We start from the raw sequence: 16,971 nt of genomic DNA on the forward strand, positions 1-16,971 counted from the left end.
CCTCTCCCCACAGGGGAGAGGGAACAGTCAGGTGCGGATTTTCTATTCGTTCACCAGCATCTTCACAACCACCTTACGCACCTGGGCCGGGTTGCCCACGGCGCACAGCGGTTTGTGGACTTCGCCCGGGTAGAACACCACGAAGTCACCTTCGTTTAAGACCACGGTTTTTTCCTGCTCGCCTTCTGGCAGGAATGCGATGTCTTTGTCAGCCAGCCAGTCGGTGTCCGGCGTGCCGTTCGGCAGGGTGCTGAAGGTCATTCCTTCCTGGCCTTTCAGTACGATCTGGATGTCCAGGTAACGGGCATGATATTCGGCGCGGCGCTCGGCGAACGGCTGGGTCATGTCTTCAGAAACCAGGAAGAACACATTGTTGCCGTCGATATCGTGTTTGCCCGTTGCGGTAGCATCGGTAACGTTCGCTTTAATGTGTTCGATAGCCTGACGCAGCTCTTCTGGCAGCCAGGACTGTAAGTTGTGAATGTTGCCAACGATCATGGTGAAATCCTCAATATAAAACATCGTTTCATTTTTAGCTTTTATACGAGAATTTGTGCTGCCATACCACCACTTTTTGACCGGGATTTGCACTCGCGCATAACCATGCACAGCAAACCGTTTACGTTGCTTAAAGTGTGCATTATTCGCTTGATCCGCCGTTCAGGCCGCGTATAATGCGCCACAATTTGCCAGGAGGAAGCATGCTCAAACATGTTCGACAGAGTGCCCTGATGCGTCTCAAAACAGACGCTGGCCTGCCGTTTTTCTTCCCATTGCATACCCTATTCCCAGAGCCCCTCATTTGAGGGGCTTTTTTTTGCCCGGCGTCAGGAGATAAACATGAATCCGCTTTATCAAAAACATATCATTTCCATAAATGACCTCAGCCGTGAAGAGCTGGAACTGGTTCTGGAGACCGCGGCAAAACTGAAAGCCAATCCGCAGCCGGAGCTGCTCAAGCACAAAGTGATTGCCAGCTGCTTCTTTGAAGCCTCCACCCGTACCCGCCTGTCGTTCGAGACCTCCATGCACCGCCTGGGCGCCAGCGTGGTGGGTTTCTCCGACAGCAGCAATACGTCGCTGGGCAAGAAAGGCGAAACCCTGGCGGACACCATCTCGGTGATCAGCACCTACGTCGACGCCATCGTGATGCGTCACCCGCAGGAGGGCGCCGCCCGTCTGGCGACCGAGTTCTCGGGCGGTATCCCGGTGTTGAACGCCGGTGACGGTGCGAACCAGCACCCGACCCAGACCCTGCTGGATCTGTTCACCATTCAGGAAACCCAGGGCCGCCTGGAGAACCTGAACATCGCCATGGTCGGCGACCTGAAATATGGCCGCACCGTCCACTCCCTGACCCAGGCGCTGGCGAAGTTTAACGGTAACCGCTTCTACTTTATCGCCCCGGACGCGCTGGCGATGCCGCAGTACATCCTCGATATGCTGGATGAGAAAGGCATCCCGTGGAGCCTGCACGCCAGCATCGAAGAGATGATGGCCGAGGTGGATATTCTGTACATGACCCGCGTGCAGAAAGAGCGTCTGGATCCGTCGGAATACGCCAGCGTCAAAGCCCAGTTCATCCTGCGCGCCAGCGACCTCGAGGGTGCGCGCAGCAACATGAAGGTGCTGCACCCGCTGCCGCGTATCGATGAGATCACCACCGACGTGGATAAGACGCCGCACGCCTGGTACTTCCAGCAGGCGGGGAACGGTATTTTTGCGCGCCAGGCGTTACTGGCACTGGTTCTGAATCGCGACTTAGCGCTGTAAGGGGAAATGACAATGACACACGATAATAAACTCCAGGTCGAAGCCATCAAACGCGGCACCGTAATTGACCATATCCCTGCGCAGGTGGGCTTTAAGCTGCTGACCCTGTTCAAACTGACTGAAACCGACCAGCGCATCACCATCGGTCTGAACCTGCCGTCGGGTGAGATGGGACGTAAAGACCTGATTAAAATCGAGAACACCTTCCTGACCGACGAGCAGGTTAACCAGCTCTCCCTGTACGCACCACAAGCGACCGTTAACCGTATCGACGACTATGAAGTGGTGGGCAAATCCCGTCCGGGCCTGCCGTCCCGTATCGAGGGCGTGCTGGTCTGTCCGAACAGCAACTGCATCAGCCATGCGGAACCGGTGAACTCCAGCTTTGCAGTGAAAAAACGCGCCAATGACATCGCGCTCAAATGCAAATACTGTGAAAAAGAGTTTTCTCATTATGTGGTGCTGGCCAACTAATCACGGTGGTAATGCTTTCCCGGCTCTTTATAATGGCCGGGAACATTCATAACGCTGTAATTCAGGAGAAGACATGACCAAAGTACTCGCGACGGAAAATGCACCCGCAGCTATCGGACCTTACGTTCAGGGCGTTGATCTTGGCAGCATGATCATCACCTCTGGCCAGATCCCGGTGAACCCAAAAACCGGTGAGGTACCACACGACGTTGCCGCGCAGGCACGCCAGTCGCTGGACAACGTGAAAGCAATCGTTGAATCCGCAGGCCTGAAAGTGGGCGACATCGTTAAAACCACAGTATTCGTGAAAGATCTTAATGACTTCGCCACCGTTAACGCGGCCTACGAAGCGTTCTTCACCGAACACAATGCCACCTTCCCGGCACGCTCCTGCGTGGAAGTTGCGCGTCTGCCAAAAGACGTGAAAATCGAAATCGAAGCGATTGCCGTACGTCGCTAACACTGATTTTGATGAGCAGAAGGCAGCCCAGGCTGCCTTTTTTATTATCTGAACACACAGAGCCAAATAACCTTCAAGCCTTTTCACTGTTCATTTTCATCGCAACTTAAAATGACTCATTTTTTATTCCGGACAACACTATCCCGCCCAGATGCATTAATCTCTTTTAATGGAATAAAAAATGAAACTGTCAAAGATTGCGTTGGCACTTGCCACTCTCACGGTGGCCTCATCTGCTTTTGCACATGGTTATGTAGAATCTCCGGCCAGCCGCGCCTATATGTGTAAGCTCGGTCAAAATATTGATTGCGGTTCCGTACAGTGGGAACCACAGAGCGTAGAACGTACCTCCGGCTTCCCCACTGGCGCCCTGCCGCCGGAGGGTCAGCTGGCCAGCGCCGGTATTTCCCAGTATTCCCAGCTGGATCGCCAGAGCCTGAATGCCTGGACCAAAACCCCAATTACTGCGGGTCCGAATACCTTCGCGTGGTATCACACCGCACCGCATAAAACCACCAACTGGCGTTGGTATATTACCCGGCAGGACTGGAACCCAAATAAACCGCTGACCCGCGATCAATTTGACCTTACGCCGTTCTGTACCATTAATGGTCATGGCCAGGCGCCCGCTCAGCGCCAGGAAATGAATTGTAATGTGCCACAGCGTACCGGCTATCAGGTTATTTACGCAGTATGGGAAATTGCCGATACCTCTAACAGCTTCTACCAGGCTATCGACGTTGATTTCGGTAACGGCGGTAACGTCACCCCTGACGAAACGCCGGTTGTGGTGTCTGAATGGACCAAAACCCTCGACGGCCAGATCGCCGGTAACAACGTCAACGCTGGCGACAAAGTGATCGCCCGCTTCTTTGATGCTAACGGTGAAGTGGCCTCCATGCGCACCGCACTGACCGTCTCCTCTGCATCCCAGGGTCAGGCAAGCCAGTGGTCTTACGACCTGGCGCAGGCAATCAATGCCGCCCACAGCGACGTGCGCGTCGGTGTTAAAGATGAAAGCGGAGTGGTGAACCCGGTTCACGGCGTGAACAACGTCTACGTGAAAGAGGGCAGCACCCTGAAATCTGTCGCGATCTCTTATGAAGAGCAGCAGGCTCAGGTGAACGAAGGTATCGCAGTGACCAACGTGCAGTTCTCCAGAATCAAGAACGGTGCGGCAACCGTGTCCTTCCACGTGAACACCCAGGGTGAGGTAAACCTGGAAGCGCGGGTGATGAACCACGCCGGTGCTGAGAAAGGTTATGTGAAGCAGGACATGAATAACGCCAACCAGGACGTGACCATCAACCTGACCGACGTGACTGCCGGTCACCACATGCTGAAATACTTCGCCACCAACAAAGATGGCGTGCTGTTCGCACAGGATGTGATCGACATGATGCTGGAGAATGACGCGTCATCCGACACCACGGCTAAATACGATTACACCTTCCCGCAGAACATTGCCTCTTATAAAGCGGGCACCGTGGTGCTGCAGCCGAAAGATGGCAAAACTTACCAGTGCAAACAAGCGCCATACAGCGGCTACTGCGTCCAGTACGCAACAACCGCGAACCAGTACGAACCCGGTGTAGGTTCCCACTGGTCTATGGCCTGGACCCTGAAGAACTAAGAAGGCTTCATGCCCGGCGGCGTAAGTTTGCCGGGCATTGCTGTTTTACTGATTGCGCGTCGCGCGCAGCAGCGTCTCCAGCGGATAGACCGCCGCAATCACCACTTCATCCTGAATCTGCGCCGCCTTATCCAGCTCGCTCTGAATCGACGCTATCTCCGCATCATCCAGCGTACCCTGTCGCGCCACCAGATCGGTCAGCCGCAGACCAATCGCCGCCAGCTTATCCACCGTCTGAATCACCGGCTTTATCGCTTTCAGCTGATAGTTGTTCTCGGCCAGCGCCAGCGCGTCCGGGGTATTGCTCTGCCAGCGGGTAAAGAGATGGCGCAGCGACTCCGCGCTTTCACTGTCTTCGGCATCGCTCACCAGCCTGTCGACCCAGCGATGCATCTGCCGCACGGTGTTGCTCTCCGGGGCCAGCGCATCGGCGAGGCGGTTTAACGGCTCAAACAGATCATAATTCCCGGCCTGGAACTTCAAATGGTTGCGGGTGTAATACTGGGCGGGCTCCAGCGCCTGGGCCAGAATCGTCAGCGCCAGGGTGTCGGTGGTGTTCGCCAGCCGGGTGAACTGTACCTGCTGGCGGGCGTGCTGCTGCAAGCCCACCGACACCGTCGACCAGCTGTCGATCGCCTGCAGGCGGGTATACATGTTGTCGATATCGGTCACGTCCTGCGCCGACCACAGCCGCTCCGCCACCGCAAACGCCCGCGGCCACAGTTTGATATCCAGCACCGGCGCGGCAACGTTCTCCGCCCACAGCGCGGCCTCGCCCCCCAGCAGATTTGCCTGCTGGCTGGCATCCGGTACCGCCGGGGCGATCCCTTTCGGCACGGCCTCCAGCCGCTGGCCCGTCACCGGATAGCGGCTGTTACCCAGCAGGAAATAGCCGTCAATCTTGTCATCATTCACGGTGACGACCGGGCGGGTTTCGCCCATCCAGGTATCGACGCTGAACGTCACCTGGTTATCGCTGCGCCAGACGATGTCCTGCACCGCGCGACGGGATTTGCCGTTGAAGTCAATAAATCCGCGCCAGCCCGCCTCACCTTTGATCAGCGTGAAGCTGCCCTCCACCGGCTTGCCTTTCAGGCGCGGCAGGGTAAATGACCAGCTCTGGGCGCTGTCGCTGTCGGTGATCACATCCACATTGTTCAGCCCCTTGGGGACGATCTCGTTGCGGTAGTGGTAGGCGGTGTACTGGGGCTGATCGAGATAAAAGCCGGTGGAGAGGATACCTTTGTAGCCCTGCTTCGCCACCTCGCCCAGCGCGTCCTGTCCTTGCCAGGACTGGATCAGGATGCTTTTCGGCAGATCCGGATGGAAGATCTCATCCCAGCCCACCATCTGACGCTGGTTTTTCTCGAGGATGGTCTCCAGCTTGCGGTTGAAGTACGCCTGCAGCGCGTGGCTGTCGGCCAGCTTGTTATCGCGCATAAACTGCTGGATCGCCGGGTTGGCTTTCCACTGGCTGTCATCCACCTCATCGCCACCGATGTGCAGATACGGATCCGGGAAGATCGCCGCCAGTTCGCCGATCATTGCGCTGGCAAATGCCCAGGTAGCCTCTTTGGTGGGATCGAGCACCGGCTTGAGCACGCCCCAGTGGCGCTCCATCTCATATGGCCCCGGCGCGCTCATCAGCTCGGGATAGGCGACCGCGATCGCCGAGGCATGGCCCGGCATGTCGATTTCAGGCACCACGCGAACACCACGCGCGGTGGCGTAGCGCACCACGTCGCGCATCTGATCCTGGGTGTAGAACAGCCCATCGCTGGCCAGCTGGGTCAGCTTCGGGTAGCGCTTTGAGGCAAAACGCCAGCCCTGATCGTCGGTTAAGTGCCAGTGCAGCACGTTCAGCTTGGCCGCCGCCATGCCGTCGATCTGGCGCTTAATGTCGTCAAGCGGAATAAAGTGGCGGGCGGAGTCGAGGAGCAAGCCGCGCCACGGGAAGCGCGGGGCATCTTTGATGCTGACCCACGGCAGCGAGGTATTCTCCGGCCCGTTCTGAATCAGCTGTAACAGGGTTTCCATCGCCCGCAATGCGCCGAAGCGGGTATTGGCGGCGATATTCACGCCACTGGCATCGACGGTGAGGGTGTAGCTCTCATCGCTGTCCGGCTTAGGCTGCGGGGCAACCTTGCGGGCAATAGCGATGGTGATGGTGGCGCTGTCGGGGTTGTCGGCCTGCGGCTTTAGAGTCCAGCCGGTTTGCAGGCTGATACGCTGGCGTAAACGGCTCACCGCATCGCCCAGATCGTCCCCGCTGACGCGCACCGAAATGTCGTGGGTAAGCACCAGCGCCCCGTGGGTGGCCGGGCGCTCAACGCTTGTCGGCCAGGGCATCAGGGGCAGATCGCCCGCCGGGGCGGCAAGGGCAGAAGTGCCGAGCAAAAGCCCGGCGGTTAACAGGCTGTAACGCAACATGAATGTTCCTTATCTGACGGGCCAAATTAAGGCAAAACATTCTGTTAACATGTGCGTAAATTAGCGTCAAGCGCGGCGGGCGACGGAGATCACAGGTTGTTGAATTTGGGAAACATACGGATCCCCTCACCCCGGCCCTCTCCCCAAAGGGGCGAGGGAGAAAAGACGGCTCCGTGCAATCCCCTCATCCCAAAGGGCGAGGAAGAAAAGACGGCTCCGCACAATCCCCTCTCCCTTATGGGGAGAGGGTTAGGGTGAGGGGCAGGATTTCACTGCCAGCCATACCGGCGGCTATAAAACCCTTTCACCATCTGGGTCAGCACCATGTACCCGGCGAGGATCGCCACCAGCCACGGGAAGTAGCTGAGCGGCAGCGCCTGTAGCTGCAGGTAGCTCGCAAGCCCCGAGAACGGCAGCGCAATGCCGAGCACCATTACCAGCGCGGTCATCACCATCAGCGGCCAGGCGGCGCGGCTCTGGAAGAACGGCACCCGGCGGGTGCGGATCATGTGCACCACCAGCGTCTGCGACAGCAGCCCCACCACAAACCAGCCGGACTGGAACAAGGTCTGATGTTCCGGAGTATTGGCATGGAACACAAACCACATCAGGCAGAAGGTCAGAATGTCGAAGATCGAGCTGATCGGCCCAAAGAACAGCATAAAGCGCCCAAGATCTTTCGGATTCCAGCGCTGCGGCTGCTGGATCTGCTCGTCATCGACGTTATCAAAGGGGATCGCCACCTGCGACACGTCATACATCAGATTCTGGATCAGCAGATGCAGCGGCAGCATCGGCAGGAACGGCAGGAAAGCGCTCGCCACCAGCACGCTGAACACGTTACCGAAGTTGGAGCTGGCGGTCATCTTGATGTACTTGAGCATATTGGCGAAGGTGCGACGGCCCTCGATCACCCCCTCCTCCAGCACCATCAGGCTCTTCTCCAGCAGGATAATGTCGGCGGCTTCACGGGCGATATCCACCGCACCGTCGACGGAAATCCCGATATCCGCCGCCCGCAGAGCAGGCGCATCGTTAATGCCATCCCCCATAAAACCAACCACGTGGCCTTCGCGTTTGAGCAGGGTAACAATGCGCTCCTTGTGCAGGGGCGTCAGGCGCGCAAACAGGGTGGTGCTCTTCGCCAGTGTCGCCAGCTGATCGTCAGAGAGATGTTCAATCTCGCTGCCGGTCACCACCACGCCCGCGTCCAGCCCCACGTCGTGGCACACTTTCGCCGCCACCAGCTCGCTGTCGCCGGTGAGGATCTTCACCGTGATGCCGCTGGCTTTCAGCGCCTTCAGCGCCGGAGCGGTGGTCTCTTTCGGCGGATCAAGAAACGCGATATAGCCTTCGAGGATCAGATCCGACTCGTCGATGCGCTGATAATCCCCCTCGCGGGCGGGCAGAATTTTGCTGCCCACCGCCACCACCCGCAGCCCCTGGCGGTTGAGGGTGTCGGTGACGCGCTTAATGCGGCGCAGCATGGTGGCGTCCAGCGGCACGATATCGCCGTTGTGGCGCACCAGGGTGCAGACGCTGAGCATCTCCTGCAGCGCCCCTTTGCAGATAAGCTGGTGCGCATCTGCCTGCTCGCTCACCACCACCGACATGCGGCGGCGCTCGAAATCAAACGGGATCTCATCCACTTTTTGCCAGCGGGTTGAGAGCGTACGTGCCGCATCCTCTTCTACCCCTTCCAGCACCGCCACATCGAGCAGGTTTTTCAGCCCGGTCTGGTAGTGGCTGTTCAGCCAGGCGGTGTGCAGCACCCTCTCGCTGGTTTTGCCGGCGATATCGGTATGGTTCTCCAGCACAATTTTGTCCTGCGTCAGGGTGCCGGTTTTGTCGGTACAGAGGATGTCCATCGCACCAAAGTTCTGGATGGCGTCGAGGTGTTTGACGATCACTTTCTGTTTAGAGAGCTTCACCGCCCCGCGCGCCAGCGTGGAAGTAACGATCATCGGCAGCATTTCCGGGGTCAGGCCCACCGCCACGGAGAGGGCAAACAGCGCCGCTTCCCACCAGTCGCCTTTGGTGTAGCCGTTGATCAGCAGCACGATCGGCGTCATCACCATCATAAAGCGGATCAGCAGCATGCTGACCCGGCCGATGCCCTGCTGGAAGGCGTTAGGCACACTGGCCTGCTCGCTGACCCGCCCGGCCAGCTGGCCGAACCAGGTGCCGCCACCAGTGGCGATAACGATGGCCTGAGCGGTACCGCTCACCACCGTGGTGCCCATAAAGCACAGGGTATCGCACTCAAGCGGGTTGTTCTGCTGCGGGTCGCGGCTGCGCGCCACCTTCTCGACCGGCAGGGATTCGCCGGTTAACGAGGCCTGGGCGACAAACAGATCCCGCGCCTGCAGGATGCGCAGGTCGGCCGGGATCATATCCCCCGCCGCCAGTTTGATCACATCCCCGGGTACCAGCTGGTCGATGGGCAGCTCACGCCAGCCGCTTTCGCCTTTGTCGTTAATCACCCGCAGCACGGTGGCGGTGTTGCTGACCATCGCTTTTAGCGCGTCGGCGGCTTTGGTGGAGCGCGCTTCCTGAATAAAGTTAAGCAGGGTGGATATCCCGACCATCAGGCCGATGACCGCCGCCGCGAACAGATCTTCCGTCGCGTAGGAGACCCCGCCCAGTATAGTGAGCAGCAGGTTAAACGGGTTGCGATAGCAGCTCCACAGGTGGACCCACCACGGCGACGGCTTCTGCGCCGGGATCTGATTATCGCCGTGCGCGGCGCGGGCTTTTTCCACCTCGCTGGCGTTCAGTCCTTCCGGATGAGCACTGAAGGCGGGCCAGAGCTGCGGCTCGTCCATCGCGGCAACCTTCAGGCAGTGGTCGCTCAGCGAAGCGGGGATCGCCGCCCCGGTGATGTTTTTACCGTCTGGCAGCGGGTCGCGCTGCACCAGACGGCGCGGCAGGTGGCGGTTCAGCCGGGCAAGCAGTTGGGTGATATTTTTCAGCATAATACGTTCCCCGCACCCGTCTGAACGGGCGCAGTTGAACCTTCAGGCGTGGCAAAGCCGTACCTGAGAGGCAATAGAATTTATGCAGGGACGTCAGAACGGCACTGCCTCACGCGTCCGGCAAGGCAGTGAAAGCAGGCTTACCGGATAGTACGGGTTCTCCGCAGGGGGAGAGGGGTGGGATCGGGATCCATACAGCCTCCGGTAAGTTAAAATCAGGATGTCGGCGCGCAATATAGGGATTTAGCCGTACCCTTTGTGCCGATTCGGGCGATATGATAGTCCTCGTCAACTAAACCGAACGTAAACCAGACTTTACCCATTGTTAATCGACCCGCCCGATTTAGGCTTACGGGTTACTTATCGTCGCGTCACAGGGAATCAAGCATGCAGAACCGCCTTACCATCAAAGATATCGCGCGCTTAAGCGGCGTGGGGAAATCCACCGTGTCGCGGGTGTTGAACAACGAAAGCGGCGTCAGCCAGCGCACCCGTGAACGCGTTGAGGCGGTGATGGATCAAAACAGCTTCTCCCCTTCCCGCTCGGCGCGCGCCATGCGTGGCCAGAGCGACAAAGTGGTGGCGATCATCGTGACCCGTCTGGACTCGCTGTCGGAAAATCTGGCCGTCCAGACCATGCTCCCGGTGTTTTACGAGCAGGGTTACGATCCGATCATGATGGAAAGCAAGTTCTCGGCGCAGATGGTGGAAGAGCACCTCGGTATGCTGCAGCGGCGCAATATCGACGGCGTGGTGCTGTTTGGGTTTACCGGCATCGACGAGACGACCCTCGGCCCGTGGCAGCCTTCCCTGGTGCTGCTGGCGCGCGATGCCGCGGGCTTTGCCTCCGTGTGCTACGACGACGAAGGGGCGATTATGACCCTGATGCAGCGCCTGTACGACAGCGGCCACCGGCATATCAGCTATCTTGGCGTGCCGCACAGCGACGTCACCACCGGACAACGACGCCACGACGCCTATCTGGCCTTCTGCAAACAGCACGCCCTCCCGGTAGTGGCCTCGCTGCCCGGCCTGAGCATGAAGCAGGGCTATGAGCAGGTTGCCAGCGTGCTGACCCCACAGACTACCGCCTTGGTCTGCGCCACTGATACCCTGGCCCTTGGCGCAAGTAAGTACTTACAAGAGCAGCGCATCGACAGCCTGCAGCTGGCGAGCGTGGGGAACACCCCGCTGATGAAGTTCCTGCACCCGGAGATCATCACCGTCGACCCTGGCTACGCCGACTCCGGACGCCAGGCCGCCGCGCAGCTGATCGAGCAGATTAACGGTCGCAGCGAACCGCGCCAGATCGTCATTCCCGCCACCCTGTCCTGAGCCTCCTGAGAGGCTTTATTGTGATCGCCACCTGATTTCGGGAACGTTCCCATTTTCCGCGTTACGCTGAAAGAGTAGGCTTGCCACCAGTCCATAACCCCTACCATCTGTCATGAGGTTTCATGATGAGCAAAGTAAAACAAACGGATATCGACCAGCTGATCGTGCTGGTTGGCGGACGCGAAAATATCGCCACGGTCAGCCACTGCATTACCCGTCTGCGTTTTGTATTAAACGACCCGGCGAAGGCCGACCCTAAAGCCATTGAAACGCTGTCGATGGTGAAAGGCTGCTTCACCAATGCCGGGCAGTTCCAGGTGGTGATCGGCACTGACGTGGGCGACTACTACAAGGCGCTGCTGACCACCACCGGCCACTCGTCGGCGGATAAAGAGCAGGCCAAAAAAGCGGCGCGCCAGAACATGAAGTGGCATGAACAGCTCATTTCACACTTCGCCGAGATCTTCTTCCCGCTGCTGCCGGCGCTGATCAGCGGAGGCCTGATTCTGGGCTTCCGTAACGTGATTGGCGATGTGCCGATGAGCGACGGCAAAACCCTGGCGCAGATGTACCCGGCGCTGCAAAGCATCTATGACTTCCTGTGGCTGATTGGCGAGGCGATCTTCTTCTATCTGCCGGTGGGCATCTGCTGGTCGGCGGTGCGCAAAATGGGCGGCACGCCCATTCTCGGTATCGTGCTGGGCGTGACGCTGGTCTCTCCACAGTTAATGAACGCTTACTTACTTGGGCAGCAGATCCCCGAGGTGTGGAACTTCGGCCTGTTTACTATCGCCAAAGTCGGCTATCAGGCGCAGGTGATCCCGGCCCTGCTGGCAGGCCTGGCGCTGGGGATAATTGAAACTCGCCTGAAGCGCATCGTGCCGGATTACCTCTATCTGGTTGTCGTGCCGGTATGCTCGCTGATCCTCGCGGTGTTCCTCGCCCACGCCTTAATCGGTCCGTTTGGCCGCATGATTGGCGACGGCGTTGCTTACGCGGTGCGTCATCTGATGACCGGCAGCTTTGCCCCGATTGGTGCGGCGCTGTTTGGCTTCCTGTATGCCCCGCTGGTGATCACCGGCGTGCACCAGACCACGCTGGCGATTGATATGCAGATGATCCAGAGCCTCGGCGGCACGCCGGTCTGGCCGCTGATTGCCCTGTCGAACATTGCGCAGGCATCCGCCGTCACCGGCATTATTCTGGTCAGTCGCAAGCATAACGAACGTGAAATCTCGGTTCCGGCGGCGATCTCCGCCTACCTCGGTGTCACCGAACCTGCGATGTACGGCATCAACCTGAAGTACCGCTTCCCGATGCTGTGCGCGATGATCGGCTCCGGCCTCGCCGCGCTGCTGTGCGGCCTGAACGGCGTGATGGCCAACGGGATTGGCGTCGGCGGCCTGCCGGGCATCCTCTCGATTCAGCCAACCTTCTGGCAGGTGTTTGCGATGGCGATGGCCGTGGCGATTATCGTGCCGATGGTGCTCACCACCGTTGTTTATCAGCGCAAGTTCCGTCAGGGCGCGTTGCAGGCGGTTTAATCTTCTTCGGGGCGCAGTTGCGCCCCCTTGCATTTGCAGGAACGCATTATGAATACCCTTCCCCACTGGTGGCAAAACGGCGTGATCTACCAGATTTACCCGAAGAGCTTCCAGGATACTACCGGGCGCGGCACCGGTGATTTACGCGGCGTGACCTCGCGTCTTGACTACCTCAAAACCCTCGGTATCGACGCCATCTGGCTGACGCCGTTCTATATCTCTCCGCAGGTGGATAATGGCTACGACGTGGCCAATTACACCGCCATCGACCCGGCTTACGGCACCCTCGACGATTTCGACGAGCTGGTCGCCGGGGCGCACCAGCGCGGGATCCGCATCGTGCTGGATATGGTGTTTAACCACACCTCCACCCAGCACGCGTGGTTTCGCGAGTCGCTGAACCCAACCAGCCCTTACCGCGAGTTTTACATCTGGCGCGACGGCACCCCGGACCAGCTGCCGAATAACTGGCTCTCCAAGTTTGGCGGCAACGCCTGGCGCTGGCACGCGGAAAGCGAGCAGTATTATCTGCATCTGTTTGCCCCCGAGCAGGCGGATCTGAACTGGGAAAACCCCGAGGTGCGCGCCGAGCTGAAAAAAGCCTGCGAGTTCTGGGCCGATCGCGGCGTGGACGGTCTGCGCCTCGACGTGATCAATCTGGTGTCGAAGGATCAGGATTTCCCCGACGATTTACTGGGCGACGGCCGCCGCTTCTACACCGACGGGCCGCGCATTCACGACTATCTGCAGGAGATGAGCCGCGACGTCTTTATCCCACGCAATCTGATGACGGTGGGCGAGATGTCCTCCACCCGCCTGGAGCATTGCCAGCAGTACGCCGCGCTCGACGGGCGTGAGCTGTCGATGACCTTTAACTTCCACCATCTGAAGGTGGACTACCCTAACGGGGAGAAGTGGACCCGGGCCAAACCGGACTTTGTGGCGCTGAAGGCCCTGTTCAGCCACTGGCAGCAGGGGATGCACAACCAGGCCTGGAACGCGCTGTTCTGGTGTAATCACGATCAGCCGCGCATCGTCTCGCGCTTTGGCGACGAGGGGGAATACCGCGTCCCGGCGGCCAAAATGCTGGCGATGGTGCTGCACGGGATGCAGGGCACGCCCTACATCTATCAGGGTGAAGAGATTGGCATGACCAACCCGCACTTTACCCGCATCACCGACTACCGCGACGTGGAAAGCCATAATATGTTCGCCGCCCTGCGCGCCCAGGGCCGGGACGCCGACGAGCTGCTGGCGATCCTCGCGAGTAAATCCCGCGATAACAGCCGCACCCCGATGCAGTGGGATGCGTCCCCTGGCGCCGGGTTTAGCGCAGGCGAGCCATGGATTGCCCTGTGTGAGAACGCCGGGTCCGTCAATGTGGATGCGGCCATCAACGATCCCGATTCGGTGTTTTACACCTATCAGGCCTTAATCAGCCTGCGTAAAGCCCTGCCGGTGCTGACCTGGGGGGATTATCAGGATTTGCTCCCGGAGAGCCCGTCCCTGTGGTGCTATCGCCGCCAGTGGCAGGGCCAGACGCTGATGGTGGTGGCGAACCTGAGCCGCGACTGTCAGCCGTGGCAGCCTGACGCCGTAGAAGGCAGCTGGCAGGTGGTGATGAGCAACTATGCCGAAGTGTCGCCGCAGCCTGGTGCCATGACCCTGCGCCCGTTTGAAGCGGTGTGGTGGCAGCAGTCTTAACCGAAATTGCCGGACAGCATCTGCTTTCCGGCACAGACTTTTTTTGCTGAAATCAACCTGTTTCTGCCCTGAAACAATTTACAAATCGCCGATCGCCCGCCCTCTGTACACTTCGTTTTTTACTTTGTTCTGAATCAAAAAAATCGCAAACAAGTTTGATGCAAATCACTATATATAGAACTTAGAATGCACGCCGACCCAACATGTTGTATTTCACGTCTACAATTCCTGGAAGATAACCGTAGCCGTGTTGCTGACAACTGTGGATAACCTGGGTCGCAATAACAAGATTCCTCGAGCGGGTCGGCCGTTACGCGCCGCGCCCGTTTCTGTCCCTCTGTGGATAACCTGTTTTTATATGGAGTGATCATGACACCGCATGTGATGAAACGAGATGGCTGCAACGTGCCTTTCAAATCAGAGCGCATTAAAGAAGCAATTCTGCGTGCAGCTAAAGCAGCGGGAGTCGATGACGCAGATTATTGCGCCACCGTCGCAGAGGTGGTCAGCCAGCAGATGAATGACCGCAGCAAAGTGGACATTAACGAGATCCAGACAGCGGTCGAAAACCAGCTGATGTCCGGCCCGTACAAGCAGCTGGCGCGCGCCTACATTGAATATCGCCACGACCGCGATATCGAGCGTGAAAAGCGCGGTCGCCTGAATCAGGAGATCCGCGGCCTGGTCGAGCAGACCAACTCCGCCCTGCTCAACGAAAACGCCAACAAAGACAGCAAAGTGATCCCGACCCAGCGCGACCTGCTGGCCGGTATCGTTGCCAAGCATTATGCCCGCCAGCATCTGCTGCCGCGCGACGTGGTGCAGGCCCACGAGCGGGGTGATATTCACTATCACGATCTCGACTATTCGCCGTTCTTCCCGATGTTCAACTGCATGCTGATCGACCTGAAAGGCATGCTGACCCACGGCTTTAAGATGGGTAACGCCGAGATTGAACCGCCAAAATCAATCTCCACCGCCACTGCGGTGACCGCGCAGATCATCGCCCAGGTCGCCAGCCATATCTATGGCGGCACCACCATCAACCGGATCGATGAAGTACTGGCCCCTTTCGTTGCCGCCAGCTTTACCAAGCATCGCCGCGTGGCCGAAGAGTGGCAGATCCCGGATGCGGACGGTTACGCTCACTCCCGCACCGAAAAAGAGTGCTACGACGCGTTCCAGTCGCTGGAATATGAAGTGAACACCCTGCACACCGCCAACGGCCAGACCCCGTTCGTGACCTTCGGCTTTGGACTCGGCACCAGCTGGGAATCACGTCTGATCCAGCAGTCCATTCTGCGCAACCGTATTTCTGGCCTCGGCAAAAACCGCAAAACGGCGGTGTTCCCGAAGCTGGTGTTTGCCATCCGCGATGGCCTGAACCACAAGTTCGGCGATGCCAACTACGACATCAAACAGCTGGCGCTCGAGTGTGCGAGCAAGCGCATGTACCCGGATATTCTGAACTATGACCAGGTGGTAAAAGTCACCGGCTCGTTCAAAACCCCGATGGGCTGCCGCAGCTTCCTTGGCGTGTACGAAGATGAGAACGGCGAACAGGTGCACGACGGGCGTAACAACCTGGGCGTGATCAGCCTTAACCTGCCGCGCATCGCGCTGGAAGCCAAGGGCAACGAAGCCGCCTTCTGGAAGCTGCTGGACGACCGCCTGGTACTGGCGCGTAAAGCACTGATGACCCGTATCGCCCGCCTCGAAGGGGTGAAAGCCCGCGTGGCCCCGATTCTGTATATGGAAGGGGCGTGCGGCGTGCGTCTGAAAGCCGACGATGATGTGTCGGAGATCTTCAAAAATGGCCGCGCCTCTATTTCGCTGGGCTATATCGGGATCCACGAAACCATCAACGCGCTGGCGGGCGACCAGCATATCTACGACAGTGAGACGCTGCGCCAGAAAGGGATCGCCATTGTGCAGCACCTGCGCAACGCGGTGGATCGCTGGAAAGATGAAACCGGCTATGGCTTTAGCCTGTACAGCACCCCAAGCGAGAACCTGTGCGATCGCTTCTGCCGCCTGGATACCGCCGAGTTTGGCGTGGTGGACGGCGTGACCGACAAAGGCTACTACACCAACAGCTTCCACCTCGACGTGGAGAAAAAGGTCAATCCGTACGACAAGATCGACTTCGAAGCGGCCTACCCGCCGGTGGCGAGCGGTGGCTTTATCTGTTACGGCGAATACCCGAACATTCAGCACAACCTGAAAGCGCTGGAAGACGTGTGGGATTACAGCTATCAGCACGTGCCGTATTACGGCACCAACACGCCGATTGATGAGTGCTACGAGTGCGGCTTTACCGGTGAATTCGAATGTACCAGCAAAGGCTTCACCTGCCCGAAATGCGGTAACCACGACGCCGCCCGCGTCTCCGTGACCCGCCGCGTGTGCGGTTATCTCGGCAGCCCGGATGCGCGTCCGTTCAACGCCGGTAAGCAGGAAGAGGTGAAGCGCCGCGTGAAGCATTTAGGGAACGGGCAGATCGGCTGAATCTGAGTTCGCTTTTCCCCCTCACCCTAACCCTCTCCCTCAAGGGAGAGGGAACCGATCGAGCACATTGTTGAGTCCGGCACCGGTTTTCTCCCTCTCCCTGTGGGAGAGGGCCGGGGTGAGGGCATCAGGTTA

At 58.7% G+C, this 16,971-nt stretch carries 12 protein-coding genes; 9 read left to right on the forward strand and 3 right to left on the reverse strand.

The genetic code is table 11. The annotated features are described in order from the left end of the window. Positions 1 to 42 precede the first annotated feature (42 nt). Positions 43 to 498: a YhcH/YjgK/YiaL family protein gene (locus ACRDD5_RS19675; protein ID WP_438677744.1), complete on the reverse strand. Its 456-nt coding sequence runs from the start codon at positions 496 to 498 to the stop codon at positions 43 to 45. 203 nt (positions 499 to 701) lie between these two features. On the opposite strand from ACRDD5_RS19675, the gene ACRDD5_RS19680 reads away from it, so the two are divergent. The 5 genes from ACRDD5_RS19680 to gbpA all read left to right on the forward strand — a co-directional run bounded on the left by ACRDD5_RS19680 (position 702) and on the right by gbpA (position 4,340). Continuing rightward, on the forward strand, positions 702 to 806 hold the full coding sequence (locus tag ACRDD5_RS19680; RefSeq protein WP_271283232.1) for a pyrBI operon leader peptide: 105 nt from the start codon (positions 702 to 704) through the stop codon (positions 804 to 806). Between the two features lie 34 nt (positions 807 to 840). After that, complete coding sequence (pyrB, locus tag ACRDD5_RS19685; RefSeq protein WP_271283233.1) at positions 841 to 1,773, forward strand: aspartate carbamoyltransferase; 933 nt, start codon at positions 841 to 843, stop codon at positions 1,771 to 1,773. Between the two features lie 12 nt (positions 1,774 to 1,785). Further along, positions 1,786 to 2,247 (forward strand): aspartate carbamoyltransferase regulatory subunit, encoded by a 462-nt coding sequence (pyrI, locus tag ACRDD5_RS19690; protein WP_438677745.1) that lies wholly within the window; start codon positions 1,786 to 1,788, stop codon positions 2,245 to 2,247. Between the two features lie 73 nt (positions 2,248 to 2,320). Then, positions 2,321 to 2,707, forward strand: coding sequence for a 2-iminobutanoate/2-iminopropanoate deaminase (gene ridA, locus ACRDD5_RS19695; protein ID WP_271283235.1), 387 nt, complete (start codon positions 2,321 to 2,323; stop codon positions 2,705 to 2,707). A 181-nt stretch (positions 2,708 to 2,888) separates the two neighbouring features. Further along, the gene (gbpA, locus tag ACRDD5_RS19700; RefSeq protein ID WP_438677746.1) at positions 2,889 to 4,340 is read left to right on the forward strand and encodes an N-acetylglucosamine-binding protein GbpA; all 1,452 of its coding nucleotides are present in this window, start codon (positions 2,889 to 2,891) and stop codon (positions 4,338 to 4,340) included. Positions 4,341 to 4,385: 45 nt separating this feature from the next. On the opposite strand, the gene ACRDD5_RS19705 is transcribed toward gbpA, so the two are convergent. Further along, on the reverse strand, positions 4,386 to 6,770 hold the full coding sequence (locus tag ACRDD5_RS19705; RefSeq protein ID WP_438677747.1) for a beta-N-acetylhexosaminidase: 2,385 nt from the start codon (positions 6,768 to 6,770) through the stop codon (positions 4,386 to 4,388). A 269-nt stretch (positions 6,771 to 7,039) separates the two neighbouring features. Further along, complete coding sequence (mgtA, locus tag ACRDD5_RS19710; RefSeq protein WP_438677748.1) at positions 7,040 to 9,745, reverse strand: magnesium-translocating P-type ATPase; 2,706 nt, start codon at positions 9,743 to 9,745, stop codon at positions 7,040 to 7,042. 387 nt (positions 9,746 to 10,132) lie between these two features. Here mgtA and treR point away from each other — a divergent pair, with 387 nt between their 5' ends. The 4 genes from treR to nrdD all read left to right on the forward strand — a co-directional run bounded on the left by treR (position 10,133) and on the right by nrdD (position 16,836). Beyond that, complete coding sequence (gene treR / locus ACRDD5_RS19715; RefSeq protein ID WP_438677749.1) at positions 10,133 to 11,080, forward strand: trehalose operon repressor TreR; 948 nt, start codon at positions 10,133 to 10,135, stop codon at positions 11,078 to 11,080. Positions 11,081 to 11,205: 125 nt separating this feature from the next. Then, entirely contained in the window at positions 11,206 to 12,624 is a 1,419-nt protein-coding gene (gene treB, locus ACRDD5_RS19720; protein ID WP_438677771.1) for a PTS trehalose transporter subunit IIBC, read from the forward strand. Positions 12,625 to 12,672: 48 nt separating this feature from the next. Next, positions 12,673 to 14,328: an alpha,alpha-phosphotrehalase gene (gene treC, locus ACRDD5_RS19725; RefSeq protein WP_438677750.1), complete on the forward strand. Its 1,656-nt coding sequence runs from the start codon at positions 12,673 to 12,675 to the stop codon at positions 14,326 to 14,328. Between the two features lie 369 nt (positions 14,329 to 14,697). After that, a complete protein-coding gene (gene nrdD / locus ACRDD5_RS19730; RefSeq protein ID WP_438677751.1) occupies positions 14,698 to 16,836 on the forward strand; it encodes an anaerobic ribonucleoside-triphosphate reductase in 2,139 nt (712 codons plus the stop codon). The last annotated feature ends 135 nt before the right edge of the window (positions 16,837 to 16,971 follow it).

Source organism: Silvania sp. (genome assembly GCF_051656365.1).
Taxonomy (GTDB): domain Bacteria; phylum Pseudomonadota; class Gammaproteobacteria; order Enterobacterales; family Enterobacteriaceae; genus Enterobacter; species Enterobacter hatchlandensis.

Excerpts from the sequence above, each read along its gene's own strand:
- treC (WP_438677750.1), top strand. The coding sequence starts at position 12,673 with ATGAATACCCTTCCCCACTGGTGGCAAAACGGCGTGATCTACCAGATT.
- gbpA (WP_438677746.1), top strand. The coding sequence starts at position 2,889 with ATGAAACTGTCAAAGATTGCGTTGGCACTTGCCACTCTCACGGTGGCC.
- pyrI (WP_438677745.1), top strand. The coding sequence starts at position 1,786 with ATGACACACGATAATAAACTCCAGGTCGAAGCCATCAAACGCGGCACC.
- ACRDD5_RS19705 (WP_438677747.1), bottom strand. The coding sequence starts at position 6,770 with ATGTTGCGTTACAGCCTGTTAACCGCCGGGCTTTTGCTCGGCACTTCT.
- mgtA (WP_438677748.1), bottom strand. The coding sequence starts at position 9,745 with ATGCTGAAAAATATCACCCAACTGCTTGCCCGGCTGAACCGCCACCTG.
- nrdD (WP_438677751.1), top strand. The coding sequence starts at position 14,698 with ATGACACCGCATGTGATGAAACGAGATGGCTGCAACGTGCCTTTCAAA.
- pyrB (WP_271283233.1), top strand. The coding sequence starts at position 841 with ATGAATCCGCTTTATCAAAAACATATCATTTCCATAAATGACCTCAGC.
- treB (WP_438677771.1), top strand. The coding sequence starts at position 11,206 with ATGAGCAAAGTAAAACAAACGGATATCGACCAGCTGATCGTGCTGGTT.
- ACRDD5_RS19675 (WP_438677744.1), bottom strand. The coding sequence starts at position 498 with ATGATCGTTGGCAACATTCACAACTTACAGTCCTGGCTGCCAGAAGAG.
- ridA (WP_271283235.1), top strand. The coding sequence starts at position 2,321 with ATGACCAAAGTACTCGCGACGGAAAATGCACCCGCAGCTATCGGACCT.
- treR (WP_438677749.1), top strand. The coding sequence starts at position 10,133 with ATGCAGAACCGCCTTACCATCAAAGATATCGCGCGCTTAAGCGGCGTG.
- ACRDD5_RS19680 (WP_271283232.1), top strand. The coding sequence starts at position 702 with ATGCTCAAACATGTTCGACAGAGTGCCCTGATGCGTCTCAAAACAGAC.